The sequence below is a fragment of the Micromonospora sp. CA-244673 genome (genome assembly GCF_050948395.1).
GTDB lineage: Bacteria > Actinomycetota > Actinomycetes > Mycobacteriales > Micromonosporaceae > Micromonospora.
In genome coordinates, this window is record NZ_CP192019.1 from 4875480 (window position 1) to 4901919 (window position 26440).

Consider the following 26440-nt stretch of genomic DNA (forward strand, 5'->3'; position numbering starts at 1 on the left):
TGTTCGGACCCATTGAGCGCTGCTTGGCCCCGTTCAGCGCAGCCGGTTGCTCCCAACTTGCTCCCCGGCCTCGGGCCCAAGACCGGCGGCAGCTGGCCGCCTGAACCGGCCCTGCCAGGCAGGCCCCCGCCTATATGGCCGCCGGCTACGCGCCGCTGACCCTCGGCTGCGGCACCAACGGTATAAGCCGACCGGCTCGCCGAGCCGCCCGCGGCCGCCCCAGAGCAGGGCCGATCACTCGCCTGACAGCCACCGTCGATGAACATCCCTGGTAGCGGACCAGAGCATGTTGATGTCGTCATAGCTGTACCAGTCGCACTTGAAGTCGAGAGAGACGTCTATCCCTTGAGAGATGGCCCAGTCGGCCATGATCGAGTTGTCACGCCCCCCGAGGCGGATGGCCAACTCCTCGACGGTCAGCCCCACAAAGGCCGAACCTCGCTTGCTGCTCGAACGATCCACCGCATTAAAGGTCACGATTGGCGTGGTGCTGAAGTTGCCAAACACATGCGGATACTGTTCGAAGAGGAGCCGCTGCCATGAGACGGCCGGAGCCCGAAGTGCCATATAGAACCGGTCGCGAAAGTGGCGCAGGTAGTCGCCTTCCGCATATGCGAGCGGCTCCGAGGTAAGAACGAACTTTGTTGCCAGCCAACCTACGACATCGAAGTCCTCAGGACGGCGCCGGTTGCTCGTAACCACTGGGGTTCCGACGTGGGCGTCCCCCGACAACTCGGCGAGCGCGACATGCATGGCGGCCGCCAAGAGCGCGCCAAGCCTCATCCCCGCTTTCCGGCCGAACAGAGTCAGCCGTTTCGCTTCGTCGGCTTCAATCCGGCCGACCAGTCGCCCCTGGCGGTTGTAGTCGATGTCCTGTCGACCAGTGAAGCCCGGAAGCTTGACCTCCGGCAGTACACCCAGCGGCTCGATGGCGGCCAGAGCGGCGTCGATGTCACGCAGCCCTTCTGGCGAGGCCAGGTACTCGTTTTCCCGCTGTGCAAAAGCGGCGTAGGACGGACCGGACGGCGGCAGCTCGGGCCCCTCTTCCCGAGTTGAATGCTTGAGGTACAACACGCGTAGGTCAGCAATCAGCCGATCCATGGACCACGCGTCGCACACCAAGTGCTCCACGACCAGGGCAGCCAGATGGACCTCCGGTCGCACCTGAGCGACCACAAAACGGCACAACGGGCCGTTGGCAACATCAAACGGCGCCTTCACTGCGGTTTCCACGGCCGTCCGCCCGTCCTCACCGCTGCATATTAGGACGGGACTCGGCTGGGCTGGCTCTCCGACCTTCCAGACTCCGCTTTCCACGTCGAAGCCGCATAACAACGTGGGGTGGCGGCGTTGCAGGTCAAGCCACGCTTCGTTAAGAGCCTCAACTACCAGACGCCCTTTCAGCTTAACGAACCAGACGTCATAGTACGGATTATGGCTGCCTGACTTGATTTCCTGCGCTATCTGTCCGAGCCTGTGCCGTTGAATCCAGGACGCAGTGACCTGGGTCGGCCGTTCCGGCCGGCCGAAGTGAACCAACTTGATACCCTTCTGAACAAGGACCTTCCGTGACGGCGGAGAGGCCCAGACCATCGGCAGTCGAAGGTGGTAAAGGGCCCGCTGCCTACCAGCCGTCAGCGAGGCCGCTTCCGAGCGGTCCCGTCACGGGGCCATAGGCGTAACAACCCCCGAATCCCATGCCGGCCAGTAGCGAGATGAGTTCTCGCCCAGCCTGCCGGTCGCTGACGAGGAAGGCACATGTGGGGCCAGTGCCGGCCACCACCGCGCCCAGGACTCCTGCGGATAGACCCGCATTGAGCGTCCGCCGCAGCTCTGGCCGCAAACTGAACACGGTCCCCTCGGCGTCGTTCCGCAGGGCCCGTCCCACTTGGTGGGTATCCGCTACCGCTAGCGCATCCAGCAGGTCTGAGGAAACAGCCAGATCAGCGAGCGCGCCTCCAGACCGAAGCCGGTCGTGCTCTTGATAGACCCTCGGAGTGGGCAGACCCGCCCGGTCGAACGCGAAAACCCAGTGGTAGATGCCAGCGGTTGCTACCGGCCGCAGCCGCTCCCCCCGGCCCGTGCCAATCGCGGTCCCCCCGACCAACGTAAATGGCACATCACTGCCTAGCTCCGCAGCCAGCTCTAGGATCTCCTCGGCGGGCAGTCTGACATCCCACAACCTGCTGCATGCCACCAGCGCTGCGGCCGCGTCCGCGCTGCCCCCGGCCATCCCGCCCGCGATCGGCACACGCTTCCGGATGTGCAGGTGCACGTTCGGCGCGATCCCGGCCCTGACGGCGAGCACCTCGGCGGCCCGCGCTGCAAGGTTGCTGCCGTCGAGCGGCATGTCCGTGCTGTTGCCCCCCTCGACGGTCAAGCGCAGCCCGTTCGCGGGACGCGCGACTATGTCGTCGTGCAGCGAGACGGCTTGGAAGATGGTGACGATTTCGTGAAAGCCGTCCGGTCGTAGCCCTCCTATCGACAGTTGCAGATTCACCTTGCCTGGGGCGACAACCGACACTGACCGGCGGAGATCGTTACGATCTCCGGTGAACGCCGATGTGAACTCTGTAGTCGTGTTCAAGCGAACCTCCGTACATACTGGTCACCTAGTCGGCTGGACCGGGCGCTGACGGGCCCTAGGGTGGTGCCGTGCGGCGGCCAGAGCTTGGTGTGGCGGGGACTGCCCGTACGAGATGACGCGGAATTTGGGGGCGCCCACCATGGCCTGCGGTCCGCAAAGCTAGGAGACCGCTTCCCGGTAGGTCACGCCAAGGTGTGCCAGGGCGGCTTCCGCGTCGGCCGCCGCCTCCTGTGCCGTCGGCGCGCATGTCATTACGTACCCGATGCGGTCGTGGCTGGTCGTGGGCCATCGCGTTTGCCAGCCGGGCGCGACCTTGATGCGAGACGACACCACTGTGGGAAAGTTTCTCAGGACGCTCACGTCGGGGACCGCTTCGACCACTCCCCGGCGACCCGCCAGGAACCTTATGGCCGCCCCTCGCTCCCGTTTCGGCCGCAGGTTCGGCTCTCCGCCCGCATGCGCGGTGATCGTTTCTTCAAGCAGAGCAACCCCGGTTGCGTGCTGCACAAGGTCGGGGAGGAAGTCCCCGCCAGAGCGAGCGTTTATCTCGATCAGAAACGGGCCTCGCGCGGTCAATTTGACCTCAGTGTGTGCGGGGCCGAAGTCGTATCCGATCGCGTCAAGGGCGGCCAGCGCCAGATCGGCGGCCGCCCGACCGGACTTCTCGGGGAGGAAGGACGGAAAGGTGTGCCCGAGTTCTACGAAGTGGGGCGTCGGGCCGAGCAGTTTGTCCGTCACTCCGAGCACTTTGGTCTGCCCGCCGTAAGTAAAGGTCTCCACGCTGACCTCATGGCCGAAAAGGCACTCCTCGATGAGCCCTCCGGGTGTCCTGCGCTGGCCTCGGGAGTTAGTCGAGCTGGTCGCCAACCTGCTGATTCGGTCAAGGACCTCCCGCCGGGTCCGACACAAAGCCACGCCAATGCTTGCCGACTCGTCAACCGGCTTCACCACGCACGGCAGTCCGACGGCGTCGAGGGCGGCATCGACCTCCGCCGGGGACGGGACGAACCGAAAGGTCGGTACGGCGATTCCCCGCTCGGCACAGGCCACTCGCGTCTTGAGCTTGTTCCGTGCCTTCTCCGCGGCCTGCGGACTGAGACCCGGCAATCCCAACCGTCGGGCAGTGGCCGCTGCCAGCGGCACGAAGTGGTCCATGACGGTCATAACGCCGAGCACCGGGCCAGACAGGTTCCGCAACAGCCTCGCCATGACCTCTACGTCCTGGGTGTCACAGGTGACGACCTCGTCAGCCTGGCTGGTGATCGTGTCGAGTGCATCCGGGTCCATCGCGTAGCGGTTGAGATCGGCGGCGAGGAAGGCAACGCGGTAGCCATTAGCGCGAGCGAGCTTCAACGCCTGCATGCCGGTACCGGTCATGTTGCTTTCGACGAAGGCTAGAAAGCCGCCCTGCGGCCTGGCGTTCCTGCCGCCTGGAAAGGTCCTCATTGGAACTCCTCTGATGCTTCTGGCTGCCCGCTCAGCCATTCCGATCGGCGTAGCTCGGAGCTTTCGAACGCGGCGACAGGCTCCGTCATTCTGTGGTCCTGACCGGTGCTGACCGACGGCTCGCTGCGGCGACCACGTCATTGAAGACGAGACCTGCCTCGGCATATTTCGATGGCTGGCTGCTGACAAATGTCAGGGTCCCCGCCGCCCTCGTCTGCACCAGCAGACCCGTACCCTGGCCGCCAGCCCACGACAGTGGATGTGTTGGCTCCAGAGCCTCGGGGCTTACCCGAATCTGGAGCGCTGCGCCGCGTTGTTCGAACGTGGTGACGATCCACGCTCGTCTGGGGTGCCTCTTGAGCGCCTGCAGCTTTCGTATTGCTGGCTCCTCGACCAACACGTCACGCGACGTCATCGGCCGGCTGAAGGCAATGCCGGCCACGGCGGCTGCGCGTGCACGCACTTCGTCGACCGTTTCCACCACCCCGGTCCACAAGGCGGTGGCCTGCCGGTGGAGGGACGGTGCACGGAGGTCCAGGCTTGCCAACGAGTCGCGGAGCTGCTGGGTCGCCCGCCAGCAAAGGATGCCCTGCAACGAACCGATCTCGTCGCCGGCGAGAGACTCCCCAAGGACCTTTCCGACAGGAAAACCAATGCCTGTGCAGGCGTCATAGTGAAAAGTTGTGCCGGCGCGGTATGCCATCTCGCGGTAGACGGGGCCGAAACACCCGACGGCCTGGCTGCTCGTGGTGACGACCGCGCACCCTTGCTCTAGCGCGAACTCTATGAGCTGGGAAGAGGCCACCGCCGAGTCGAGTGCGTCCACAACCACATCCGGGCTCAGCCGCCTCACCGTGCCCTTCGCCTCGGCGATGAAGCGGCTCGTGTTGGATCGCACCTCGAAGGTGCTGCCCACGGACTGGAGAACCGCGACTTCCGGCGCCCGTCCAACAATGCGTTGAAACACCCCTTCCCGCTCCTGGAAGTACTTCACGACGTTTGATTTGGCCGGACTCGTAAGAAAGAGAACTCCGGCATGCCGCCGCTCACCGTCCAACGGACTGGACCCCTTCATCAGTGTTGCCCGCCCAGCCCGGGCGCCATCCTCGGTTGCTGCCGAACTCATCCGGGCTCCCCGTCCGCGTGGTGGCCCGCGGTTAGGTGCTCCCTGAGCAGGTCACCACCGAAGTCGCGGCTCAGCCGCCGGAGCACCGTGTGCGCGTGGTTCGCCGCGTCTGATGTGTTGTCGTACTCGATGAGCAGGTCGGGTCCCTGAAGCCGGTAGTAGTGGCCGTCACCTGGACGCGTCGATCCCTCCCAGGCGAAGTACAGCTCGTCGCCGGCGAGGACGCGGTGGGCCTCCTCTCCGGACAGCGGCGCGGGCAACCGGGCCAGGTACAGGCTCAGGAGCTGGTGGAGCAGCGAACGGCTGGTGGCGTCCAGCCGGCTGGACGCCACGCCTAAGGGCTCAATCCGCTCCTTGATTTCGGGAAGGGTGGACGACCGTATGTCGGAGGGCGCGACGTCTCCGAGGATTGCCTCGTTGCGGCGAACGGGGCCCATGGTGTCCAGCAGCGTCCGCGCGAGGTCCTCCTCCAGCGCCAAGGGCCGCAGGATCGGTCGCCCGGCAATCCGCAGTGTGGCGGGATTGGCGCCGAGGAACAGCGGGGTCGGGTAGACCTGTTCGCCGTCGATGGTAATCGTCAGCGACAGGTGATGCCCCTCCCACCGCCACGCCCACCGCTCCTCGGCGGGGTCACCGAAGAGAACCACCCAGAAGTCGTTGCTGTGGCGGCCGCGTCGCCAGCCCTCCTGTCGGTCGAGCACCTCCTCCAACGCCATGATCGCGGTGGCCTGGCCGTAGGCGGGCCTGCTAAGGCCGGTGGCGAGCAGCCGGTGTGCCGCCTTGCGCTGGGTCCTGGTCATGTCGGCGATGCAGAGGCCTGGCCTTGGGCGAGGAAGGTACGTGATCTGCCGGAGGGCGGGGTCGTCGATCCGCCGCAAGGCGTGCGCTCGCTGGGCCTGGTCCAAGCCGTCGAGCCACTTCCCTCCGGCGCCCCGCATCGCGTGGGCGACGGAAGCCGCGGTCACGAGTTCACCCGTTGCGTCTGTCCTTCGGGCGTGGCACCGGTCAGGTCGTCGCAGGGTGCCACCAGCAGCTCCAGCTCCGCGACCGTGCCGTCGTCGGCGATCCGCAGCAGGTAGGCGCCGCGGACAAGCCCGTCGGAGGTCCGGGCCCGGAACGGCAGTACGGCCCGGGTGGCGTGGGCGATGTACGGCTCGTGATGCACACCGTCGCAGTCGCCGAGCCATTCGGCGAGCATCTTCACGGCCTCCGCGCGCACTCGGACGCCTCTGGTGACGCCCGGGCCGGTCACACACACCTCTCTGCCGAGCAGTTCGTACAGTTTTGCCAGGTCCTTGGAGCGACCAGCGGCGTCAAAGGCGATGACAGTGCTAGCGCTCGCCGTCGTTGTTTCCATCGTCGTGACGCTCCTCATCAACCTGTCGGGTCTCGACCATGCCGACCAGTGCGTTGAACAGCTCCGGGTGTCGGTAGACCATCCGGATCGACATGTAGCGGGTGGCCAGGAGCGACGTGAGCCGCTCCGTCTCTGGCGAGGGGGGCAGTTGGCCGGCACGGGCCAGCTGGCGGAGCCGTAGGAGCCTGGGCAAACGGTCCTCGAACGCGCGGGTGTCGGGAAGCTTTCCGCCTAGCCATCCCCTGGCCTGCTCCTCGCGCATCACCTCCCAGACGGCGGCGTCGAACAGGCGGCCGTTCCGCCGTACGGTCAGCAGGTGCGGCAGTCGTACGAGCCGGCCTCGGGGCGGAAGCGTCGGCGCGGTGATCGCGGTGACGCATGGCGCGACCGGGTCGGGGTCGTTGCGGCGGCGGTATGCGGCCAGGTGCGCGCCGAAGGCGAGTGGCAGCCGGGCGTGCGCTGCTTCGCCACCGTGGTGCAGGCTGACCGCCGCCACCGCACTGCCCGCCACCACCGTCATCGCCACCGGTACCAGACAGGCATGTGCCACGGGCCGATGAACAATGTGTTCCACCTCGTCGGACCCCCGCGTAGCGGTGGCCGTGGGACAACAGGACGGAGACGGCGGTCCGGTGTGCAGTTCGAGCAGGCCCCGCGGAAGCGGACCGAGCGGCGGTCCTGGGACGTCGACGGCGAAGACCCGTTCCCTGGGGAAAGGTTTCGTCATGATGGGCCCTCTGGTGCTAGGCCGTCCTCGGGAAGGGTGTTGTAGCCGAGCAATGTCCACCCGTCGGGCGGCTTGTGGGCCAGCACTGCGCTGGCTGCATTGTCGAGTCGGGCGAGCGTCCGCCAGCGAGGCAGGCCGACGAGCGCCGCGACCAAGAGGCGAATCAGACCGCCGTGGGTGCTGGCGATGACTACTGCCCCGGGTGGCTGCACCTCGACCGCCTCGTACGCCGCCTCCGTCGCCCGGGCTATCGCGTAGGTCAGGCGCTCACCATTGCTCCCGGCGACGTCCCTTCCGCGCCGCCAGGCGTGGAATTCCTCGGGGTGACGCCGCTCGATCTCGGCGAAGGTCAACCCCTCCCAACTGCCCTTGCCGACCTCGCGCAGGCGCTTGTCCGTAGCAACCGGTAGGTCGGCGATTTCGGACAGCGCCCGCGCGCCGTCGAGCGCCCTACTCAAATCCGAAGAGACGATGGAGGTGGGGCGGAGTGTGGCGAGCCGGCGCGCGGCGGCCCGGGCCTGGGCCAGACCGCGCGCACTCAACGGGGGGTCAGCCTGCCCCTGGCAGCGGCGTTCGCGATTCCACACGCTCTCGCCGTGCCGCCACAGCACCAGGCGTACCGGGGTCGAGGTCACGGCAGGGGTGGGAACGTCCAGGGGACGGCCTGGAACGTCGGGGCGGTCTCGCCGGGAGTGAGCAGGTCGCGACGTGCGGACGGCTCCCCGTACCAGTCGTAGTAGGTATCGAGCGCAGGGGACGCATTGAGGATCTTGTTGGTTAGGTCGAGGTTATGGCCCGGTTGGAATCCGCCTTGGTCGGGCTTGGCCAGTTGTACACCGCCGAGGAGCAGCGACGACACGATCAGGTCGATGTATCGGTTAGGCAGCGAATCAGCGTGGTAGAAGTTCACCGGCATGCCGTGTCCCACGACGCAGAGTTCGACGCCACCGTCGAGTAGGTAGCCGTGCCCCAGCCGGCCGTAGTCGTGCACCGACTTCGCGACTTGGGCGAACTCGTCGAGCACAAACTCGTAGGTGCGGGAGGTGACGCTGGCGAGATAGGCGCTCTTCTTGAACGCCGCCAGGTGTTCGCCCCGCAGGCTGTTACGCCCCGCGCTTCCCACCAGTAGCAGCGGCTGGTGCGACTCGATCAGGCCGGTGAGCGAGCGACTGGTGGCGAAGCCCTCCTCGTGGGCGGCCACGAGCGCGACGGTCTCCTTGTCATAGACCGCCACCCGCATGCGCAGCGACCGCAGCACGTGGGCTACCTGTCGGCCGATCCGGCCGTATCCGAGAACGAGAGCGGGCCGGCCCTCGAGCTTCTCATGGGGGATCCGATTGAGGATGCTGCGGACGCCGGCCAGCGCTACGCCGTATGACTCCATGGTCGACTTGAGCTGGCTCTCCGCGACCGAAAACACCGGCAGCGGCAAGGGAACGCCCTCGAGTTTCCAGATCCCGGACATGGTCTGCTCCACGATGCCAACGAAGTCCTCCATCGACGCCGGGTAGTGCTCGGCTACGATCGGCCAGCAGTGGCCACCGTCGTCGAAGATGATGCTCTTGAGGCCTTGGGCCTTGGCTCTTGCGATGTGGTCACCGATGACGTTTGCCCGATCCGGGTACAGGTCTACGTGAATGCCCAACGTATCTCGCAGCCAAGCGTCCACCCGGTGGCGCTGCGTGTACGGGTATCCCTTGTCGAGGATCGTAATGTGGCGCGGATCGGCGCCCATGTCCACGAGCGCGTCCATCATCGCCACAAAATCGGTGACGTGGTGAATCGCCATCAGGAAGGCATATCCGGCGAGCGCCTTGCGGCCGCAGGAACGTGCCAGCTCCTGGGTCAGCGGGAATTGCCGCCGAACGGTGGCGAGCTCAAAGTTCGTCAGTGGCAGCAGTTCGAGGCGACGGAACAGCGCTTGAGCGGCCTTGAAGTCGCCGGCGACGCAGTCGAGGATCGTCAGATTTGCCACGTATGAATGAGGGTCGACGTCAGCGGTGTTGGCCGGGCTTGAAACCGATAGAACGGCAGTTCCCACTCCGAGCACGTGGATGCGTGCCTGAGCCATGAAGCCGGTCAGGCTGTCCCCGCCTCTGACCACTGACTCGACCGTCCCGCCGAGCTTGGCGAGGTAATGGTCGAATGCCTGTCCGGCATCATCAGCGGTGCCTTGGAAGACGACTTGGTGTCCGAGGGTGGGCAGCAGCGTTACCGATTGGGTGGCGGTATGGCTCACGGGTAGCCTTTCTTCGGGTACTTCATCCGGTAGCTACATTGTCCCTTGTCGATGTGCGGACCGCAAGGCCGGAGTGTGCACCATCTACAATTTCTGTCGATGCCATCAGGGCCGAACAGAGCGAGGACTCACGGGGCGGTCGAAACCTCAGGGACACGCACCGAGGGGACAGCTCGGTGCGCCCAGACTCCCGCTACTACGAAGAAAAGCCCGACTAAACCCCAGCCCAATATCCCCATGTCGACGGCCACTTTCGTCGCGAGTACTGGACCGACGACCGCCCCGACACCCACTCCCAGAGCGAAAACCGCCTGGTAGTCCCCTGGCGCGCTGGGATCGGCCAACCCAAAGCTGAGGCCCCAGGCACCGGCCGAGGTCCAGATTTCGCCGAGCGTGAACAGAACTATGGCGGCCAGGGCGGCCAGCAGTGCCGCGACGGTGCCGACGCGCCCGACCAGCGCGAAAAGCAGACAGGCCGGCAACATTACGACGGCACCGAGCCGAACCATCCGGCGGGAGCCCGGAACGTCGTCGGCCCCCCGACTGGCCGGGACCTGGAGGGCGATCGCGAGGATGGTGTTCAGGAAGATCAGGGCGGAGGCCGTCCACGGCGCCAGCGCCGTGTGGCCTGTGACCCAGAGTGGGACTGCGACAGTAAGAATGCTCATCCGCGCGGACAACAGCCCGCAGAGTATCGCTACCCGTAGATATTGGAAATTCCTGATAGCGCTCTGGCCACGTTCCACCGGCGGTCCACAAAGCTGCGCTCCCGGCAATTTTCTGGTCACGACTCCGGCGGATGCTGCGGCAACCCCGGAGCCCAGCAGCGCCGCCGCGAAGGCCGGGCGGGTGCCTAGGGCAAGAGGAATGGCCGCAACCGCCGTACCCGCGGAAAAGGAGACGTTGTAAACAACGCGCTGGTATGCCTTCAGGTGAACACGACGCTCCGGTGCCACCGCCCTGGCAATGAGGGCATTCCGTACGGCGGAGTTGCTCCGCGTTGCCAGGAGCAGCATGCAGACCACAGCGGCAAAGCCGACCATCGAGCGGACCGCCAGCAGCGAAACCAGAAGTACCGACTCCCCGAGGGCGAGCGCGAGAATGATTGAACGGGGATCGCGGCGGTCGGAGAGCCGGGCGATCGGAATACTGCCGAGCATTCCAAACAGCGTTCCAGCGGCCAGACCCGCACCAACCTCGGCCGCAGTGAGTCCTACGATTCGTACATAGAAGATTGCACTGCAGGCGAGGAACAACCCTTGGCCAAACGAGGACAGGAGAGTGGCCGCTGCCAGTCGCCGGAAAATCTCGTCCTCTGGTAGCCCCAGCCGGACGACGCGAAGAAGCTTGCTAATCATAAATCCCCGCTCCCCTCCGTGCGACGACTACTTGGGCAGCGACCGCCGCGAGCCGCACTGCCGCCGCCAGCAGCATTTTCGGCTCCGTCCGTCCCAGGCAATTCGCCATCAACTCCTCCTCCCCCACAAACGTCGCACGCGAGGTCTTGCACAGATCGTGAGGTCGCGACAGATCCTTTCGGCGGCCAATTGTCGCAACGCAAAGTCCGCGACAGGAAGGGCGGAGCAGCGGAAGTCCAGCGGTCCCAGCCCGCCCTTTATCGTTCGTGGCGCGCCTGCCTCCGCAATAGCGTGCGGGAGCGACGCCTCCCTACCGCCGGCGCGACCGTCGGTGGTAGGAGAGCACCCATACACCCCGCCCAGGAAGGACGCGGAACAGGGAGATCGGAAAAGCCCGGGCCTGATACCTGGCCCTGCGGAATTCACGAACGGAACTGTTCCGGCTGCTCGGTCCGACTATTTCGGGCCGCTGCAATCGGCCACGTGGGGCGTTGGCCGCGGCACGGCAGCCTGTTGGGTCCGCCCAACTGGGTCCGCCCAACACCGAAGCAGGGATGGTCTGGCGTCAGCCCAGCGCCGGCGCGAGCCCGGCGTGTCGTGAGGCAACGGCACGCACGGCGCCCAACAGGCACTCGGGTACCGCCGTCATGTCATGAACGGCGGGACCAGGCGCAGCGGCGTCCGCGACCATGCCGGCGGGAAGAAGCGCCGGAGTTCTGTCTGATCCATTCAATTCCCCCATGTGTTGAGGTGCTTGCCGGGGACATCGCATGGTCAACCACGCCGATAACGCGGCCGACGTCGCGCGCCCTTCGAGCCTCCGTCAGGGGAGACAGTAGATCCTTAAGGGCAACGAACACAACATGTTCATCGATTCTTTGTCGCTGCTGTTGGCCGCCGTACACCGGCCCGCCGCCGCCTGTCAGCCCGCTCCCGCCCTGGTCGGGGCCGGTGCACTTGGCGGACCGGAACCGGGGAGGAACCGGCGGCGGTCCTCAAGCGATTCGTGCTGCGCTGGCGGGTGCGATGCGATGGTCGGCGCCTGTGGCGGCGGCGATGTGATCGCATCTGTGCTAACTTTCAGGCCCTGCTGGCGCGACGTCCGTCGATGGACGGCTCTGCTGCTCGGCTGTTCCTGTGGGGTCAGGTCACCTGCGGTGCCCGTGCCAGCTACTCCGCGGCGCTGCCCAAGAGCCAGTCGCTGCGACTCGCCCGCCAACCCAAGGAGGTCACGTGAACCCTCGGGCCGTCGACGCCCTGACCGCCGACCGATTGATCAGTGCCTCCTGGAGCCAGCGGCACCGGCTCGGTCAGATCGTTAAGGAGACAGCCGAGGGACGTCACAACCCGCACTACACCGTGCGGCTAAGCAGGGCCGAGGGTGCGCTCGACGTCGAAGCGCTCGATCGGGCGTGGCAACGGCTGCAACGCAGGCACCCGGTACTGCTCTGCGGTTTCGATCCTGGCCGGGGCGACTGGCTGACCGGCTCGCCAGCGGAGCCGCACCCGCTCGACCGGTTGACCGCGCCGTCGGCCAACGTGGTCGACGCCGCCATTCGCGCTCCCTTCGACCTGCGAAACGGGCCGTTGTGTCGGTTGGTGCTCGCACAGGAGCGCCCCGACGTCCATCTGGTCGCCCTCGTCGTGGACCACCTCGTCTGTGACGCCTGGTCAATGGACCGGCTTCTTGAGGACCTGGCTGCCCTGTATGCCCGAGAGATCGAACCAGACCAACACGATGAGCTGCCACCCCCAGGCATGACCTTCGTCGATCATGTCCAACAGCAGAACGCGCACTTCGCGACGGCCGAGGGGCGTCATCAGGTCAGCGAAGCTCTCGCGCTCATCGAACCGATCGGCCCGCTCCCGCGTCTGACGATCCCGGGATTCACCGGTCGCGAGGAGGTGGACCTGGCCCAGCAGGACCGGCTCACCTACCACATCTCCTCCGCCGACAGTCAGCTCCTTTCGGTCTTCGCGCGTGGTTTTGGGTTCAGCCTGACGGCGCTCCTCGGCGCGACCCTGCATCGGGCGCTCGCCGAACTGTCCGGGCTGGAGACAGTGGGAACCACCACGACCACCAGCAACCGAAACGGGCCCGACGTGGCATCCATGGTCGGCTGGCTGGCGAGCAAGTTTGTGTTGCAGTCCCAGCCCCGGACCACACTGGACGACGACAGCTACCTCCAGCACTTCAAGAAGAACTTTTTTACCGCACTGACCGGACCGCCGATCCCCTGGCCCCTGTTGCTCGCTACGTTCTCGCCCTCGACGTTCGGCAACTTCACCACCGTTCCCTACGTCACCTTCAACGCCATGCAGCAGCAGGCTGGGGGCAAGACACACGCCTTTCCGGGCCTGCGGCTGACCGCCCTTCCCGTTGACATCGGCGGACGGGACGCTTCCATCGCCACCTACTGGCGGTTGAGCCCCGACGGCGTTGACGTGTCGCTGGACTTCAAGACCGACTGGTATGGGCGCGACGACGTCGCTGCGCTGTGGCTCTCGGTCCGAGAAGTCCTCAACCGTTGGTTGCGACGGGCCCGAGTGTAGCGAGGCCAGGGTGCTCGTCGGTCCGCACTGTCTGCCGCATGTCCCTTGTCTGTGACCGCCGGGCACGACATTCCCGTCTTGCAGTCGTCCTGCCAACGGCTCTAGGCTCAGCGAATCCAGTCATTGGGACGAATGTCTCGGCGACGCCGAATGCTGGCGCATTCAGACGAAAGACGGAGCCAGCCGAATGACACCTCATGTCATCGGCGGGTAGGACCCGCCGGCCGGCAACCTTGCCACGAAGATCGTTCGTCGGGCCGCTCGCGGCATGCGGCACCGGGAGTCAGCGAACACCGCACAGGTCCTCGGCGGTGCCGAAACGGGCGGCGGACGGGCGGAAACCGCCGCGCCAACGCCAGCCTCACGGGGGAGGAACAAGTATGACCGTGATCGAGATATTCGGCCGCAGCGCCAATTGCCACCCAGACAGGATCGCCGTCAGCTCGTCAGATCAGTCGTTGTCGTACGACGACTTAAACAAGCGCGCTAACCAGCTGGCGCATCACCTGCTGGATCGTGGCCTTACCATCGGCACTCCCGTCGGGTTGTGCGTGCGACGTGGGACCGACATGATCGTGGCCCTGCTCGGGGTACTCAAGGCAGGTGGTGCCTGCGTCCCTCTCGACCCGCAGTATCCGATCGAGCGGCTCCTGTTCATGGCCAAAGACACCCGGGCCTCCCTGCTGGTCACGCATGCCGACTTCGACGACCGGTTCAACGACCTGCCGATCGACCGGGTGGTCCTCGATGCGCAGGCCAAGCAGCTGGCTGACTACCCGTCGACCGACCCGACGGTCACGCCGGAACTCTCGGACCTGGCTTACGTGCTGTACACGTCAGGATCTAGCGGCGAGCCCAAGGGCGTCGAGATCGAGCACGGCGCGCTCCGTGACAATGCGACGAAGACAGCTCAGCTCCTCGGACTGACGGCGGACGACGCGTTGCTGCAGTTCGCTTCGTTGTCTTTCGCATCGTCGATGGGTCAAATCTTCGCGCCGCTCGCCGCCGGCGCCCGGATGGAAGTACGGGGCCGGCAATACAGCGCTAGCGACCTGTTGGCCTACATCCGCGACAGTGGCGTGACCGTCCTCTGGCTCACGCCGTCGGTCATCAACCACCTCACGCAGCGTCCCGAGATCTCCAGGGGGATCCTCACCGCGCCGCTGCGCCTGCTGCGCAGTGGCGGAGAGGCACTGACAAAGTCGTTAGTGCAACGCTGGTTCGAGCAGACCTCGGTTCCACTGCTGAATGTCTATGGGCCGACAGAGGCAGTGCAGGACATCACCGCCTGTCTGCTCACCGAGCCCCCATCGGTCGTGACCATCGGCGCTCCCATCTTTGATTGCAAGGTCTTCGTGCTGGACGAGTACGGAGCGCCGGTTGACCGCGGGGTTGCCGGCGAGCTCTACTTCAGCACCCCGGGCATGGCCCGGGGATATCTCAACCAGCCGGCGTTGACCAACGAGCGCTTCGTCACTCGCGTCCTAGGCGGGGAGAAGCTGAAGCTCTACCGGACAGGCGACATGGTACGGATGCTCGACGACGGCCAGCTGGAGTATCTCGGCCGGCAAGACAAGCAGGTGAAGGTCCAGGGCCACCGCACCGAGCTGGGCGAGATCGAAGAACGCCTAGCGTCGCATCCCGCCGTTCATGCCGCTGCGGTCGTCCTCCGCGGCGACCGGCTCGTCGCGTACTACGTGTCAGGCAGGGAGATGCCCGACGCGCTCGAACTGATGGGCTGGTGCGCCAAGATGCTGCCCCCGGCGATGGTGCCCACGAGGTACGTACGGATCGACGTCCTGCCGCTCACGATCAACGGCAAGGTCGACCGCCGGGCGCTGAGCGAGCTGAGCGCTCGGCGGTGAGGCGCGGCCCGGGACAGCGGGCGCAGGAACCCAGCCGCCGCCACGACCCAATGGCGCCAAAGGGCACGACTGTCCACAGCCGTCGTCGCTCCCGCCACACGAGGCTGGCGGCACCCCTGGCCAATATCACTTCACAGGTCGATCGGAAAGGTCATTCCAGGATGTCCCAGCAGGCAGCGAAGATCGTGACGGAAGAGTGGAAGAAAGTACTAGGCGTGTCGGACACCGACCTCGGCGGCGACTTCTTCGCTCTGGGTGGCAATTCCCTGATGGCTGTTACATTGGTGATGCGCATCGAAGACCGGCTCGAAGTCGCACTTCCCATTGAGACGCTGTTCGTGGACGGCACGCTCGAAGGGCTGATCGCCGCCTGCACATCGACCGACGCACTGGACGAGATCTCACCGGTGCAGCGGGCCTAGCCCATTCGTCGGCCAGGGTGCGGCGAAGCCGTTCCACCATGCCGCTCGCCTATGGCCGGGAGGGACCGCTCTTCTTCACGCTGCTCGCTCATCGACACCTGTGGAGGCAACCTTAGCGACGGGAGGCCGGCTCAACACCGGCCTCCCGTGCTCTCACCCGGCCCCGCTCACCGTGCCTCCGGCGGTCGCTGTCAGCTGCATCCCGACGTGGAGCCGCAACCCTCACAGACGTAGCAGGCACCTGCCGGACGCATCTTGATCCCGCAGGTGAAGCACAAAGGCGCGTCGGCCGCATGCTTCAGCATCTTCTCGAGAAGCTCGGTGGACGAGTGCACCTCGGCCGGAGCCTGACTCTCGGCCGCCACAGCCGCCGGCTCCTCCTTCTCGCGCAGCCGCTCGACCGGCGCCGACGCCGCCATGCCGGCCAAGTCGACCGACTCACCTGCTTCCTCGGCGCGCACCTGGGCCGCACGCTCTGCCGCCTTGAAGATGCCCAACTCCGCGCGGGTCTCGTAGGGCAGAAAGTCCAGCGCCAGCCGGCGGAAAATGTAGTCCATGACCGACGCGGCCATGCGGATGTCGGGGTCATCCGTCATTCCTGCCGGCTCGAACCGCATATTCGTAAACTTATTGACGTACGTCTCCAGCGGCACCCCATACTGAAGGCCGATTGAGATCGCCACTGAGAAGGCGTCCATCACACCCGCCAAGGTGGAGCCCTGCTTCGACATTCGCAGGAAGACTTCACCCAAGCCGCCGTTCGGATATGACGAGGCGGTCAAGTAGCCCTCCGCGCCGGCAACGGAGAACGAGATCGTGTGGCTCGGCCGTTTTTTCGGCAATCGCTTCCGCACCGGCTGGTACTCAACGACCCGCTCCACCGCGGCCGTCGCCTCCTGGGTCGACGGCGCCGTGTCCACGCCCTTCTTCGACACCGACAGCGGCTGGCCGACCTTGCAGTTGTCTCGGTAGATCGCCAGCGCCTTCAGCCCGAGTTTCCAGCCCTGCAGATAGATGTCCTCGACATCCTCGACCGTCGCCGACTCCGGCATGTTCACGGTCTTCGAGATCGCCCCGGACAGGAAGGGCTGCACTGCGGCCATCATCCGGACGTGCCCCATCGGGGCGATCGACCGGGCGCCGATGGCACAGTCGAATACCGGGTAGTGCTCCTGTTTCAGCCCTGGCGCGTTGACGACGTGGCCGACGTTGCTGATGTGCTCGACGATCGCCTCAACCTGCTCCTCCTGGTAACCCAGCGTATGTAGGGCACGCTGCACCGTCTGGTTGACGAACTGCATGGAGCCGCCGCCCACCAGCTTCTTGAAGGTGACCAACCCGAGTGCCGGCTCGATGCCCGTCGTGTCGACGTCCATCGCGAGGCCCGACGTGCCGGTCGGTGCCAGCAGCGTCACCTGCGCGTTGCGCCACCCGTTACGCTGGCCTGTCTCCAGGCAGCTATTCCAGGCTCGATTGGCGGCCTCCCACACTGGCCGATCCCGCTCGCCGTTCGGCACCACGGCCGCCGAGGCGGCCAGGTGCTTGCGCATCACCCGGGTGTGCCCCTTGGTGTTGCGGGCGTAGCCGTCGTACGGCCCAACGGTGCCGGCGAGTTCGGCGGACCGACGGTAGGCCGTGGCGCTCATCAAGCTGGTGATGGCGCCGGCCAGCGCACGGCCGCCGTCCGAGTCGTAGGCGAGCCCCGTCGCCATCAGCAGCGCCCCGAGGTTCGCGTATCCCATGCCGAGCTGGCGGTAGGCCCGGGTCGTCTGGCCGATCTTCTGCGTGGGAAAGTCGGCGAAGCAGATCGAGATGTCCATTGCGGTAATCACGAGCTCGCACACCTTCGCGAATCTCGCCACGTCGAAGGTTCTGTTGTCCTCGTCGAGGAACTTCAGCAGATTTACCGATGCCAGGTTGCAGGAGGAGTTGTCCAGATGAACGTACTCGGCGCACGGGTTCGAGGTGGTGATTCTGCCCGACTCGGGACAAGTGTGCCAGTCGTTGATTGTGTCGTCGTACTGGATGCCCGGGTCAGCGCAGGCCCACGCCGCTTCGCACATCTTCTGCCACAGGTGCCGGGCCTTGACCGTCTCGATGACCTCGCCGGTCACGCGAGCACGTAGCGCAAACTCACCGTCAGCCTCCACCAGCCCCATGAACTCGTCGCTGACGCGTACCGAGTTGTTGGCATTCTGGTACTGCACCGAGTAGATGTCCTCGCCGCCGAGGTCCATGTCGTAGCCCGCGTCGCGCAGCACGCGGATCTTCTCTTCCTCGCGGACCTTCGTGTCGATGAACTCCTCGATGTCGGGGTGGTCGACATCGAGTATCGCCATCTTGGCCGCGCGGCGGGTAGCGCCGCCGGACTTGATGGTGCCCGCGCTCGCGTCCGCTCCGCGCATGAAGCTCACGGGCCCGGAGGCGTTACCGCCCGAGGTCAGCAGCTCTTTGCTCGAACGGATTCGCGAAAGGTTTACTCCCGCGCCGGACCCGCCCTTAAAAATGAGACCCTCCTCCTTGTACCAGTTCAGGATCGACTCCATGGAGTCGTCGACCGACAAGAGGAAACAAGCGCTGACCTGGTGCGGGGACGGGGTCCCGACATTGAACCAGACGGGAGAGTTGAAGCTAAAGATCTGGTGGAGCAGCGTATAGATCATCTCGTGCTCGAAGATTTCGGCGTCCTCCGGCGTCGCGAAGTATCCGTGCTCCTCGCCCGCCTGCCGATAGGTCTTCACCACCCGGTCGATCAGCTGCTTGAGACTCCACTCCCTCTGCGGCGTCCCATGCGCGCCCCGGAAGTACTTGCTCGCGACGATCTGCACCGCGTTGGGCTGCCAGAAGTCGGGGAACTCGACACCACGCTGCTCGAAGTTGATCGAACCGTCACGCCAGTTCCTTAACACCACATCGGTCCGCTGCCACTGCACGTCGTCATACGGGTGGAGCCCCCGGGTGGTGTAGACGCGTTCCATGCGCACTGCGCGCTTCGCCTTCCCCTGCCCCCGCGCACTCGCTCCTGCCATGAATGAAGTTCTCCTTACAAGTTGGTGTTGGTAAACCTGGAACGCCGGGGACTGGGCCACACCAGCCCAGAGCTTGCTGCCGCATGTCTAAGTGCGGGACGACGTCGGCCGGATTTGCGGCTCACGGCGGGCGGTCCATGCGCCTGCCCTCACTGACGTCCCGCCTTCGGCTCCCTAGGCCCTGCCCTCGGGTGCCTAACCTCGCCTTCTAGACAGCGAGGCGAGGTGAATCCCCGGTAGACCGACGCGAGGCGCCGGTAGCTGACCTCATCGAACTCCTGTAGCGGTACGAGGATGGCGGTGCCCATGCCGTGCGTCGTCACCACGAGCCGGCCGGTCGGCCGGACCGCGTCCTTTACCCGCTGGTCTGTCAGCGCTAGGGCGTCCTCGGAGACCGGTCGGCCTTGGCACGCTTCACGTACCCCTGTGATCACCTTTTGGCGGCTAAACGGATCGGTTGCGCTGCTGCGCTTCTCCACCAACAACGCAACCTCACCGGTCGTAGAGCGGCGATTGCAGGACGGGCAGGAGTGACGCCGACGCACTGCACCGCCCTCGTCCGCCGGCCGGCTGTCAAGTGCCCGGCTGTCGTCGTGTCGGCAGAAAGGACAACGCAAGACGGGGCTCCTTCAAGCCGACTGAGCATAGGCCCACTTCACTGAGCGCCCGAGCGTGCGGGAGCGTCGAAGCGGTACCAACACAATCTCTAGTGGTCGCAGCCGCTTTGCTTCACTAGATGTGGTAACGCTATCGGGTGGCCACCGGGCAACGCAACAGGACACGCGAACCGAGGCGGAAATTCCCCTCCGGCCGCGTGGCACCTCACCACACTGAAGGCCGTCACTGTCTGACCTTGCTCCGAAACTGCCTGTAGACTCAGGGTGAACGGCAGCCGCCCGGGAACTTTGGGTTCGCGTAAACGTTGACTTATGCCCACTATCGCCTCCCTCCTGATCCCGAGCTGGTTTCGGGCTGACAGGGCTCGTAGCCGAGATCAGGCCGCCACCGCCGTCCCGACGTTCCTATGTGGGGTTTATCGGACGGGCAGCGAGCCGATCCCACCCGAACAGTGACCGGGGGCTACCACCATGTCCTTCAAGCGACCGTTCTCGGACTCTGAATTACCTGCTCAGGGAGGGTGAAGGGAGCACAGCGGCGACTGGAGGGTCGCTCCTGGATGGCCAAGGATGATCCGCACGCGGCGGAGGATGCGGCAACTGGCGGCGGGCTCCTTCATGACCTGGACAGCTTTGCGCTGCTCAGCAATGGCGCCAGCCGCATCATCAGCCCGTACGGCCTGACCGACTGACCCGGGGTACTGGAACTCCTCGGTGCTAACGGGCCGCTGATATCACCCGCCACGTTCGGCAGGCCGAAGCCCGCACCTCCGCGGGCCTCGATGCTCCGGTCCCTGACGACGCCACGGTTGCACACTGCACCCACCCGCCGCGCTCCGAGGCCGGCGGACCGTCGCAGCCAGCAGCTAGTACTGGACCCTCGCATCATGTTCTGGGCAGGAAGAGCGCCGCGTTCGATCAGCCCGTGCCCGGCCGGGGTGGCATAGACCAATGAGCATTCTTCATCGTGACGGTACAGGTCACGGCCAAGTGGAGGGCCGGGATGTCGACATAGGACAAAAATGCCGAAGGGACAGCAATTGACCAAGAACAGATGCCCAACCGGGAGCTGCTCGCCGCGCATCCGCGCCGGCGTCGCCGGCGACGTGGCTGCCGGGCAGGCCGGGAACACCGGGACGGGTGCGTCGAGACGGACGCGCTCGCGGGCTCTGCCGGGGCAGGCTCGGGCAGCTGCTCGTCCTGGCCGACGACGTCGTCGTCGACCAGCTGCTCACCGGCGGCGGGCTGGTCGCCGACCTAAAAGGGCAGGTTGCGGCTCTTCGCGGGCGGCTGTCTGGTCCGCCCGCGAGGAACCACGCGATGGGTGGCGGTGGGTTAGTGGTGGTGGCACAGCAGGAGGCGCAGGGCGGCCGCGGCTTGGGCGGGGACGACGCCGTTGCCGAGGACGCGCAGCGCGCCGGTACGGGGTAGATCGAGTACCGGGTCGGTGACCCAGCGGTCGGGTAGGCCCATGAGCCACTCCACGAACGGTGGCGCGAGGACGGGCTTGCCGTGCTGGCCACGTTGGGTGGCCGCGGGTACGGGCCGGCCGGTCAGAAGTTCCCACCGGGCGATGGCCGGGGCGTAGACGCCCCAGGTGGCGTCGTCGAGTGCACCGAGGCTGTCGTTGGTGAGCTGGGCGACGGTCGTGCGGAGATCGGGTCCACCGGCGCCGTGAGGGCCCGGGCCTCGGGCGTCGGAGGCGCGGGGTGTCGGCAGGCTAGGTGGTGGGACGCGCACGGCTGCCGAGGGCAGGGTGAGGTCGCCATGGGATCCGCGTTGCCCGGGACAGCCCTTCTGTCCGTCAGTCGCGCGGGGCGTCGGTAGGAGTACCTGGGACAGGGGTAGGCGGAAGCCAGGGCTGGCTCGGCGGCCGGGGGTGCCGGTGTCGCTGGCGCGTGGGGTCGGCAGCAGGTCGTGGCAGGTGCCGTGCGGTTCGATGACGTCGGGCAGCCCGTGTTGGTGGCCGGGTCCCTTGCCATCACGAGCACACGGGGTGGGCAGGGTGCGTAGCTTCTCCCCTGCGGCTGGTGGCGAGCAGGAACAGTCGGTCGCGTCGGTGGGCGGCGCCGATGTCGGATGCGCGTAGGCACAGCCAGCTCGTGTCGTACCCGAGCGCGGCCAGGTCGGCGTGGACGACGTCGAGTCCGCGTCGGCGCAGCGCGGCAACGTTTTCCACGAACACGTGCGGTGGTCGAAGAATGCGAAGGGCTGTGGTGATGTGGTGCCAGAGACTGGAATGCGGGCCGGTGATGCCGGCGCGTTTGCCCGCGTTGGAGATGTCCTGGCAGGGGAAGCCTGCGGTGAGGACGTCGACGGGTGGGACGTGGGTCCAGTCGATGGCGCGGATGTCGCCGAGGTTGGGCACGTCGGGCCAGTGGTGGGCGAGGACCGTGCGGGCGTGCCGGTCGGTTTCGGCGTACCAGGTGAGGCGGCCGCCGAGCACCGGTTCGACGGCCAGGTCGAGGCCGCCGTAGCCGGTGCACAGCGACCCGATCCGCAGCCCGGGAACGTGGTCACTCACGCCACCTCCCGCACACCGGTCCGGCTGTTGGCGCCCCAGGGCGGTCGTCAGTCATCGGCGACCTCCGTGGGTAGTTCCGGTCGGCGGAAGATCAACACGTCCTCGTGGGTGATCAGGTGCAGCGGGGTGCCGCCGTTGCGGGCCTTGCGCACGGCTTGAAGTTGGAAGAACGACGGCCGGGCGACGAGCCGCCCGTCGCGGACGGCGGCGAGGAGCGCGACGCACCGCTCGGTCGGGATGAGGCCCGCGCGGACACCAGCGGCGATGACCGCGCTGGGCAGGTCGACGAGCTGACCGTTCTTGCGCCAGGGCCGGGCGGTGACCACCACGGTGCCGCCGGGGCGCAGTAGGACGGCGCAGCCGGACAGGATCTGCTCGAACCCATCGGTGAGGCCGGTGAGGTCCCGGTAGGCGAGGTTCCCGCGGTCGGTGCCGTCGTTGTAGGCGTTGTCGAACTTCGCCACCCCGTCGGCGCCGGGTCGGACGAGGCCGTGAACGGTAGGCCCGTACGGCGGTGAGGTGACGACCAGGGCGACCTGCCCGGTGAGGGCGGCGGGCAGCACCGATCGCAGGCGGGTGGCGTCGCCGCGGACCACGGACGCGCGGCCGGCGGCGCCCTGTTGCTGGGCGTGGGTGATGTTGGCGTCGGCGATGTTCGACCAGCGGGGCTCGTATTCGACGCCGATGGCGTCGCGGCCGGCGTGGATAGCTTCGACGAGGGTGGTGCCGATGCCGCACATGGGGTCGAGGACTAGGTCGCCGGGCTGGGTGTAGGCGGCGATGGCGTGTGCGGCGATCGCGGGGAGCATTCGGGCGGGGTGTTTAACGGAGTCGGGGACGTAGCGGCCGCGGCGTTGCACCGGCCCGGTCCGCTGGGCTGTCGCCCACACCGACAGGCCCTCTGGTCCGCCCGGCGCGCGGTGGCGTCCGCCGGTGTCGCGGTGGCGGCCCTCGTAGTGGCGGTGCTGGCCGTGGTGGGTGTCCTCGGGTGGGTTTGCGGGCTGGTTCGGGTCGGCGGGGAAGGGCAGGTGCTCAGCCACGGCGGCCGCCTTCCGAGCGTGGATTCCGGTGGGAGGTGGGCGCCTGGTGGTGGGTGAATACCAGCAGGTCGGCGTGCACGTGCAGGTGCGCTACCGTCCACGGCTGTTCGGCCTGCGTGGCGAGGGCGAGGAGTTCCTCGTCGGTGACGTGGTAGACGAACGCGTCGCCGCACGTGTCGGCGGTGACGGCGACGATGTGCTGCAGGTAGCCGAGCCCGATGGCGGCGGCCGCCTGCACGACGGGGGTGAAGTCCTGCGGGGCGGCCGGGCTGGCGGGGGCGGTGACGACGAGGATCAGGCAGCCGCCGGGGCGCAGCAGCCGGGTACAGGCGGTCAATAGCCATGCCAGTCGGATGCGGTTGGTCGCGTCGGCGGTGTGGAGGGGCCAGCAGGCCACGACCAGGCTGGTTGCCTCCGTCAGGGACGCGCCGTCGGGTACAGGGACAGCCGGGTTGCTGGATGGGGGCAGGTTGGCGTCGGTGAGGTCGTCACCGAACCAGGCGTCCGTGTCCGGCAGGTCGTCGTTGTCGGACTGGGCGGCCGGGTCGGTGCGGGTCGGCGGGCCGATGATCAGGCTGGACGCGTCGGTGAACCAGCCGGGGTGGTGTCGGCGCTCGCCCGTGGTGCAGGCGCTGGTGAGGGTGTGGTCGGTGGTGAGGTCGATGACCGCGTCGCCGGGGCGGCTGTAGGCGGCCACGAGCCGGTAGGCCAGCCGGGCGCCGATCGCGCGGACGGTGTCGGCGTCGGTGCGGGCGGTGCGCCACACGGTGACCGGGACCGGCGGGTCACCGGCCACCAGGTCGATGAGGGTCGGGTCGACATGCGGGTCGACGGGGTGGGCGGGGTCGTGGTGCTGCGGCGTGTGCTCGCTCATCTGGATGTCGGCTCCGCGCCGCGCGGGTAGTGCGCTGACACCCCCAAACCTGCGTTTGTGTGCTCTGACGAACGCCCCCGGTTCTCACAGCGGCTCGCAAGCGCTCATGGTCAGTCGTTCGTTGCGCTCACATCTCAGGTCAGCGGCGGTATAGCGGTACTGGGCTGGGTGAGGGAGTCGCGAGCGTCCCGTCTGTTGGCTCCAGTGGCGTGCGCCCGCTCAACCCGGCTGGGCGGGGCGGGGTGTGGCGTTCGCTGCTGTGCGGTGGGGACATGCGGTGGCGCTCTCACCTGAGAGGGTGAAGGCACCGCCGGGTGTTGCGAGTTCGGGTCGGTCAGGCAGGGCCGTGCCAGTGGACGCCTCAGGCGGCCGCCGCGGCTTCGCACACGAGGTGCGGTCGGCTAGTGGCGGTCCGGCCGGCGCGAGTGGCTGCTCGGTGTTCGGCTTGCGCCGCGAGGGTGGCGGCGGCGTGCGGGGAGGCGATGCCGGTGAGCAGACCCCTGCGCAGTGCGTCGGCTATGCGGGTGTCGATGCGGCCCAGACGCATGCGTAGGGCGTCGACGGTGATGCCGAGTCCGGCGGCGATCGGCTCGATCGCCCGGCGCCCGAGCCGCACGTCGATGTAGGGCTGTTCGTCGTCCGGGTCGAGGATGCCCAGGCCGACGGCGCGGCGTACGAGCACGTCGGGGTGTCCGTAGGGCAGCTTGGGGGTGCGGGGGCCGGGCAGGTGGTCGACGTCGGCGATCGAGGTGTACTCGCCGGCCTGCAGGCGCAGCCGGTGCCCGGCGCGCCACGCCGCCCGGCACAGCGCCGCGTACGGGGCGTCGCGGGTCAGGTCGACGCGGTCGCGCAGGGCAGTGAGGAATCCGGTGAGGATCTCGGCGTCGATGTCGTCGGGGTCGCCGTCGTAGCCGGCGCACAACTGGCCGGCGTAGCGGCGCAGGGCGGGCATGGCCATCCCGACCGCGGCGATCACCCACGCCGGCCCGTCCAAGCGGGCACGGCGGATCAGCTCCCGCCACACGCCGTCGCGTAGCGCGTATGCCTGCGGGTGACGCAGGAGCCAGTCGCGCAGCGCCGGCAGTGTCATGACGCCCGACCCGGCGGCGTCGGGCACGCCGCAGGTGTCTAGGTCGAGCGTCAAGGGTGCTGGCTCGCCGGTCAGCGCGGTGAAGGCGGCGTCTGCGGCTGCGAGAGGCGAGGTTGGCCAGTCGGTGGCGGCGGGCACGCTCATGTCACAACTCCCCCTGTCGAAGATGACCGCCGATTCGGCGAGGCCGCGATGTCACGGCGGTGCGGCGGTACCGATTGGGCCACGGCCGTCACACAACCCGCTCACAGCGCAGGCCACCGCCCTGCGGGGCGGCGCCGGCACTCGTGACACCGCCACAGGCAGGCAACCCATGACATCGAGCTATGTCGTTGGCGTTTAGATTGTCAGTGCCGTTGAGCTGGGCTGTGACACAGGCCAGGCGCTGATGCCACCGGCCGCCGACGGGCAGAGCCATGGACAACCGGATGGAGCGCGACGGGGTTGCCGCTGGCCGAGGTGACACTCACCGCCGTCCACGGCCGCTCACAACGACTCACATCCCGGCACCTGTGACATCGGGCAACCACGACGATGTCACCGGTGCCGCGCCTAACACGACAGGGCGTCGACGTCAGTACCACCAGGACGTCACAAAGCCGGTCTGACACTGACACCTGAGGTCATGTCAGCGGCGGGAAAAGCATCGGTGACATCGGCGGCGATGGTCACACGAGGTGTCGTCCGCGCCGTGTCATCGGCGCCTGTCGCTAACTCGGGCGGCCTTCAATGGTGCGTCGTGTCTGACAGCCGTACCTGACATCGCCACGACTCGACCAGGTGTCGCAGGTCGGTCGCCCCTGGCCGACATCCGCCATCACATCGAGGCGGAGCCCAATCGGCGCGAGATGGAGTTGCTGTCTGCCGGTGTGAGTGGCGGTGATAACCCGGGGGCGTTCGCCAGAGCACACAACCGGCGGTTTGGGGGTGCGGGACTTCTCGTCGCCCACCGTGTGGCGAGGATCCCGCCCGCCGCCGGGTCCGCACCTAGTCGGGCCGCCCGCCGTGCCGGCCGCCTCGGGTGCCGCGCAGTGCTTGGTGCGCTGACACCTCATCGAACACCCGCTACCCGACAAGGGAGGAAGGGCTCCTCCCGGGGACGGTCTGGTTCGCCGCGCGTGCCGTCCGCGGGCCCGGCGGCGGTCTCCCGTGACCATCCGCTAGCACCCCGCCGCGTCCCCGGACGTCGGCGGGGCCGGAGGTGAAGAGTTATGTCCAGCATTTCGGCACGTCTTCGTGTCCTCACCCGCTCCCGTACCGCCTGCCGTCTCGCCGTAACCGGGTTAGTGATGGTGTTGTTGTCGGCGCCCACCGCCGCGCACGCCGATCCGGGTTCGCCGACGACCGTGGCGGTGAACTCGCTGCCCGTTGTCATCGCCAATCTGCGGGCCTGGCTGATCGGCATCCTCGCCGCCCTGGCCACCTTGTTCCTCGTCCTGGCCGGCGTCTACTGGGCCACCGCAGGCGGCGACCCGACGCAGGTCGAGCGGGCCAAGAGCGCACTGAAAAACGCCCTCGTCGGCTACGGCCTGGCCGTCCTCGCCCCGGTCCTGCTGCAGGTCGTCCAAGGCATCGTCGGGAGCTGA

Annotated in this window: 23 protein-coding genes; 6 read left to right on the forward strand and 17 right to left on the reverse strand. The window is 67.0% G+C overall.

Annotation, left to right across the window (positions count from 1 at the left end):
* Nucleotides 1-234: 234 nt before the first annotated feature.
* From ACQP12_RS22245 to ACQP12_RS22290, 10 genes are all read right to left on the reverse strand, one after another.
* Entirely contained in the window at nucleotides 235-1539 is a 1305-nt protein-coding gene (locus tag ACQP12_RS22245; protein WP_433281681.1) for a condensation domain-containing protein, read from the reverse strand.
* An 85-nt stretch (nucleotides 1540-1624) separates the two neighbouring features.
* On the reverse strand, nucleotides 1625-2587 hold the full coding sequence (locus ACQP12_RS22250; protein WP_433281683.1) for a 4-(cytidine 5'-diphospho)-2-C-methyl-D-erythritol kinase: 963 nt from the start codon (nucleotides 2585-2587) through the stop codon (nucleotides 1625-1627).
* A 159-nt stretch (nucleotides 2588-2746) separates the two neighbouring features.
* Complete coding sequence (locus ACQP12_RS22255; protein WP_433281685.1) at nucleotides 2747-4033, reverse strand: ATP-grasp domain-containing protein; 1287 nt, start codon at nucleotides 4031-4033, stop codon at nucleotides 2747-2749.
* Nucleotides 4034-4118: 85 nt separating this feature from the next.
* Nucleotides 4119-5159, reverse strand: coding sequence for a hypothetical protein (locus ACQP12_RS22260; RefSeq protein ID WP_433281687.1), 1041 nt, complete (start codon nucleotides 5157-5159; stop codon nucleotides 4119-4121).
* Complete coding sequence (locus ACQP12_RS22265) at nucleotides 5156-6097, reverse strand: DUF3500 domain-containing protein (RefSeq protein WP_433289371.1); 942 nt, start codon at nucleotides 6095-6097, stop codon at nucleotides 5156-5158. Before ACQP12_RS22265 ends, ACQP12_RS22260 begins: the two co-directional genes overlap by 4 nt.
* A gap of 23 nt (nucleotides 6098-6120) precedes the next feature.
* The gene (locus ACQP12_RS22270) at nucleotides 6121-6378 is read right to left on the reverse strand and encodes a hypothetical protein (protein WP_433281689.1); all 258 of its coding nucleotides are present in this window, start codon (nucleotides 6376-6378) and stop codon (nucleotides 6121-6123) included.
* A gap of 112 nt (nucleotides 6379-6490) precedes the next feature.
* Complete coding sequence (locus ACQP12_RS22275; protein ID WP_433281690.1) at nucleotides 6491-7042, reverse strand: hypothetical protein; 552 nt, start codon at nucleotides 7040-7042, stop codon at nucleotides 6491-6493.
* Nucleotides 7043-7239: 197 nt separating this feature from the next.
* The gene (locus ACQP12_RS22280; RefSeq protein ID WP_433281692.1) at nucleotides 7240-7878 is read right to left on the reverse strand and encodes a histidine phosphatase family protein; all 639 of its coding nucleotides are present in this window, start codon (nucleotides 7876-7878) and stop codon (nucleotides 7240-7242) included.
* On the reverse strand, nucleotides 7875-9482 hold the full coding sequence (locus tag ACQP12_RS22285) for an NAD(P)-dependent oxidoreductase (RefSeq protein ID WP_433281694.1): 1608 nt from the start codon (nucleotides 9480-9482) through the stop codon (nucleotides 7875-7877). Before ACQP12_RS22285 ends, ACQP12_RS22280 begins: the two co-directional genes overlap by 4 nt.
* Nucleotides 9483-9610: 128 nt before the next feature.
* Entirely contained in the window at nucleotides 9611-10840 is a 1230-nt protein-coding gene (locus ACQP12_RS22290; protein WP_433281696.1) for an MFS transporter, read from the reverse strand.
* Nucleotides 10841-11948: 1108 nt separating this feature from the next.
* Between ACQP12_RS22290 and ACQP12_RS22295 the strand changes: the two genes are divergently transcribed.
* From ACQP12_RS22295 to ACQP12_RS22310, 4 genes are all read left to right on the forward strand, one after another.
* A complete protein-coding gene (locus ACQP12_RS22295) occupies nucleotides 11949-12077 on the forward strand; it encodes a hypothetical protein (RefSeq protein ID WP_433281698.1) in 129 nt (42 codons plus the stop codon).
* Nucleotides 12074-13393 carry a condensation domain-containing protein gene (locus ACQP12_RS22300; RefSeq protein ID WP_433281700.1) on the forward strand — a complete coding sequence of 440 codons (1320 nt, stop codon included), beginning with the start codon at nucleotides 12074-12076 and terminating at the stop codon, nucleotides 13391-13393. The genes ACQP12_RS22295 and ACQP12_RS22300 overlap by 4 nt, the downstream gene beginning before the upstream one ends.
* Nucleotides 13394-13773: 380 nt before the next feature.
* Nucleotides 13774-15258, forward strand: coding sequence for an amino acid adenylation domain-containing protein (locus tag ACQP12_RS22305; RefSeq protein WP_433281703.1), 1485 nt, complete (start codon nucleotides 13774-13776; stop codon nucleotides 15256-15258).
* Nucleotides 15259-15419: 161 nt separating this feature from the next.
* Nucleotides 15420-15680, forward strand: a complete 261-nt coding sequence (locus ACQP12_RS22310) for a phosphopantetheine-binding protein (protein WP_433281705.1) — start codon at nucleotides 15420-15422, stop codon at nucleotides 15678-15680.
* A 191-nt stretch (nucleotides 15681-15871) separates the two neighbouring features.
* Here the strand turns inward: ACQP12_RS22310 and ACQP12_RS22315 are convergent, their stop codons facing one another.
* Together ACQP12_RS22315 and ACQP12_RS22320 are read right to left on the reverse strand one after the other, a co-directional pair.
* Nucleotides 15872-18709, reverse strand: a complete 2838-nt coding sequence (locus tag ACQP12_RS22315) for a vitamin B12-dependent ribonucleotide reductase (protein WP_433281707.1) — start codon at nucleotides 18707-18709, stop codon at nucleotides 15872-15874.
* Nucleotides 18710-18858: 149 nt separating this feature from the next.
* Nucleotides 18859-19326, reverse strand: coding sequence for an NrdR family transcriptional regulator (locus ACQP12_RS22320; protein WP_433281709.1), 468 nt, complete (start codon nucleotides 19324-19326; stop codon nucleotides 18859-18861).
* 560 nt (nucleotides 19327-19886) lie between these two features.
* Between ACQP12_RS22320 and ACQP12_RS22325 the strand changes: the two genes are divergently transcribed.
* Nucleotides 19887-20018 carry a hypothetical protein gene (locus ACQP12_RS22325; RefSeq protein ID WP_433281711.1) on the forward strand — a complete coding sequence of 44 codons (132 nt, stop codon included), beginning with the start codon at nucleotides 19887-19889 and terminating at the stop codon, nucleotides 20016-20018.
* 643 nt (nucleotides 20019-20661) lie between these two features.
* On the opposite strand, the gene ACQP12_RS22330 is transcribed toward ACQP12_RS22325, so the two are convergent.
* The 5 genes from ACQP12_RS22330 to ACQP12_RS22350 form a co-directional block, all read right to left on the reverse strand.
* Nucleotides 20662-21066, reverse strand: a complete 405-nt coding sequence (locus tag ACQP12_RS22330) for a hypothetical protein (RefSeq protein WP_433281712.1) — start codon at nucleotides 21064-21066, stop codon at nucleotides 20662-20664.
* A gap of 241 nt (nucleotides 21067-21307) precedes the next feature.
* Nucleotides 21308-21850, reverse strand: a complete 543-nt coding sequence (locus ACQP12_RS22335; protein ID WP_433281715.1) for a DNA cytosine methyltransferase — start codon at nucleotides 21848-21850, stop codon at nucleotides 21308-21310.
* Nucleotides 21851-21897: 47 nt separating this feature from the next.
* Entirely contained in the window at nucleotides 21898-22890 is a 993-nt protein-coding gene (locus ACQP12_RS22340; protein ID WP_433281717.1) for a DNA methyltransferase, read from the reverse strand.
* Entirely contained in the window at nucleotides 22883-23764 is an 882-nt protein-coding gene (locus ACQP12_RS22345) for a hypothetical protein (protein WP_433281719.1), read from the reverse strand. Before ACQP12_RS22345 ends, ACQP12_RS22340 begins: the two co-directional genes overlap by 8 nt.
* Nucleotides 23765-24125: 361 nt before the next feature.
* A complete protein-coding gene (locus ACQP12_RS22350) occupies nucleotides 24126-24998 on the reverse strand; it encodes a hypothetical protein (protein WP_433281721.1) in 873 nt (290 codons plus the stop codon).
* Nucleotides 24999-26065: 1067 nt separating this feature from the next.
* Between ACQP12_RS22350 and ACQP12_RS22355 the strand changes: the two genes are divergently transcribed.
* Nucleotides 26066-26440 carry a pilin gene (locus tag ACQP12_RS22355; protein WP_433281723.1) on the forward strand — a complete coding sequence of 125 codons (375 nt, stop codon included), beginning with the start codon at nucleotides 26066-26068 and terminating at the stop codon, nucleotides 26438-26440.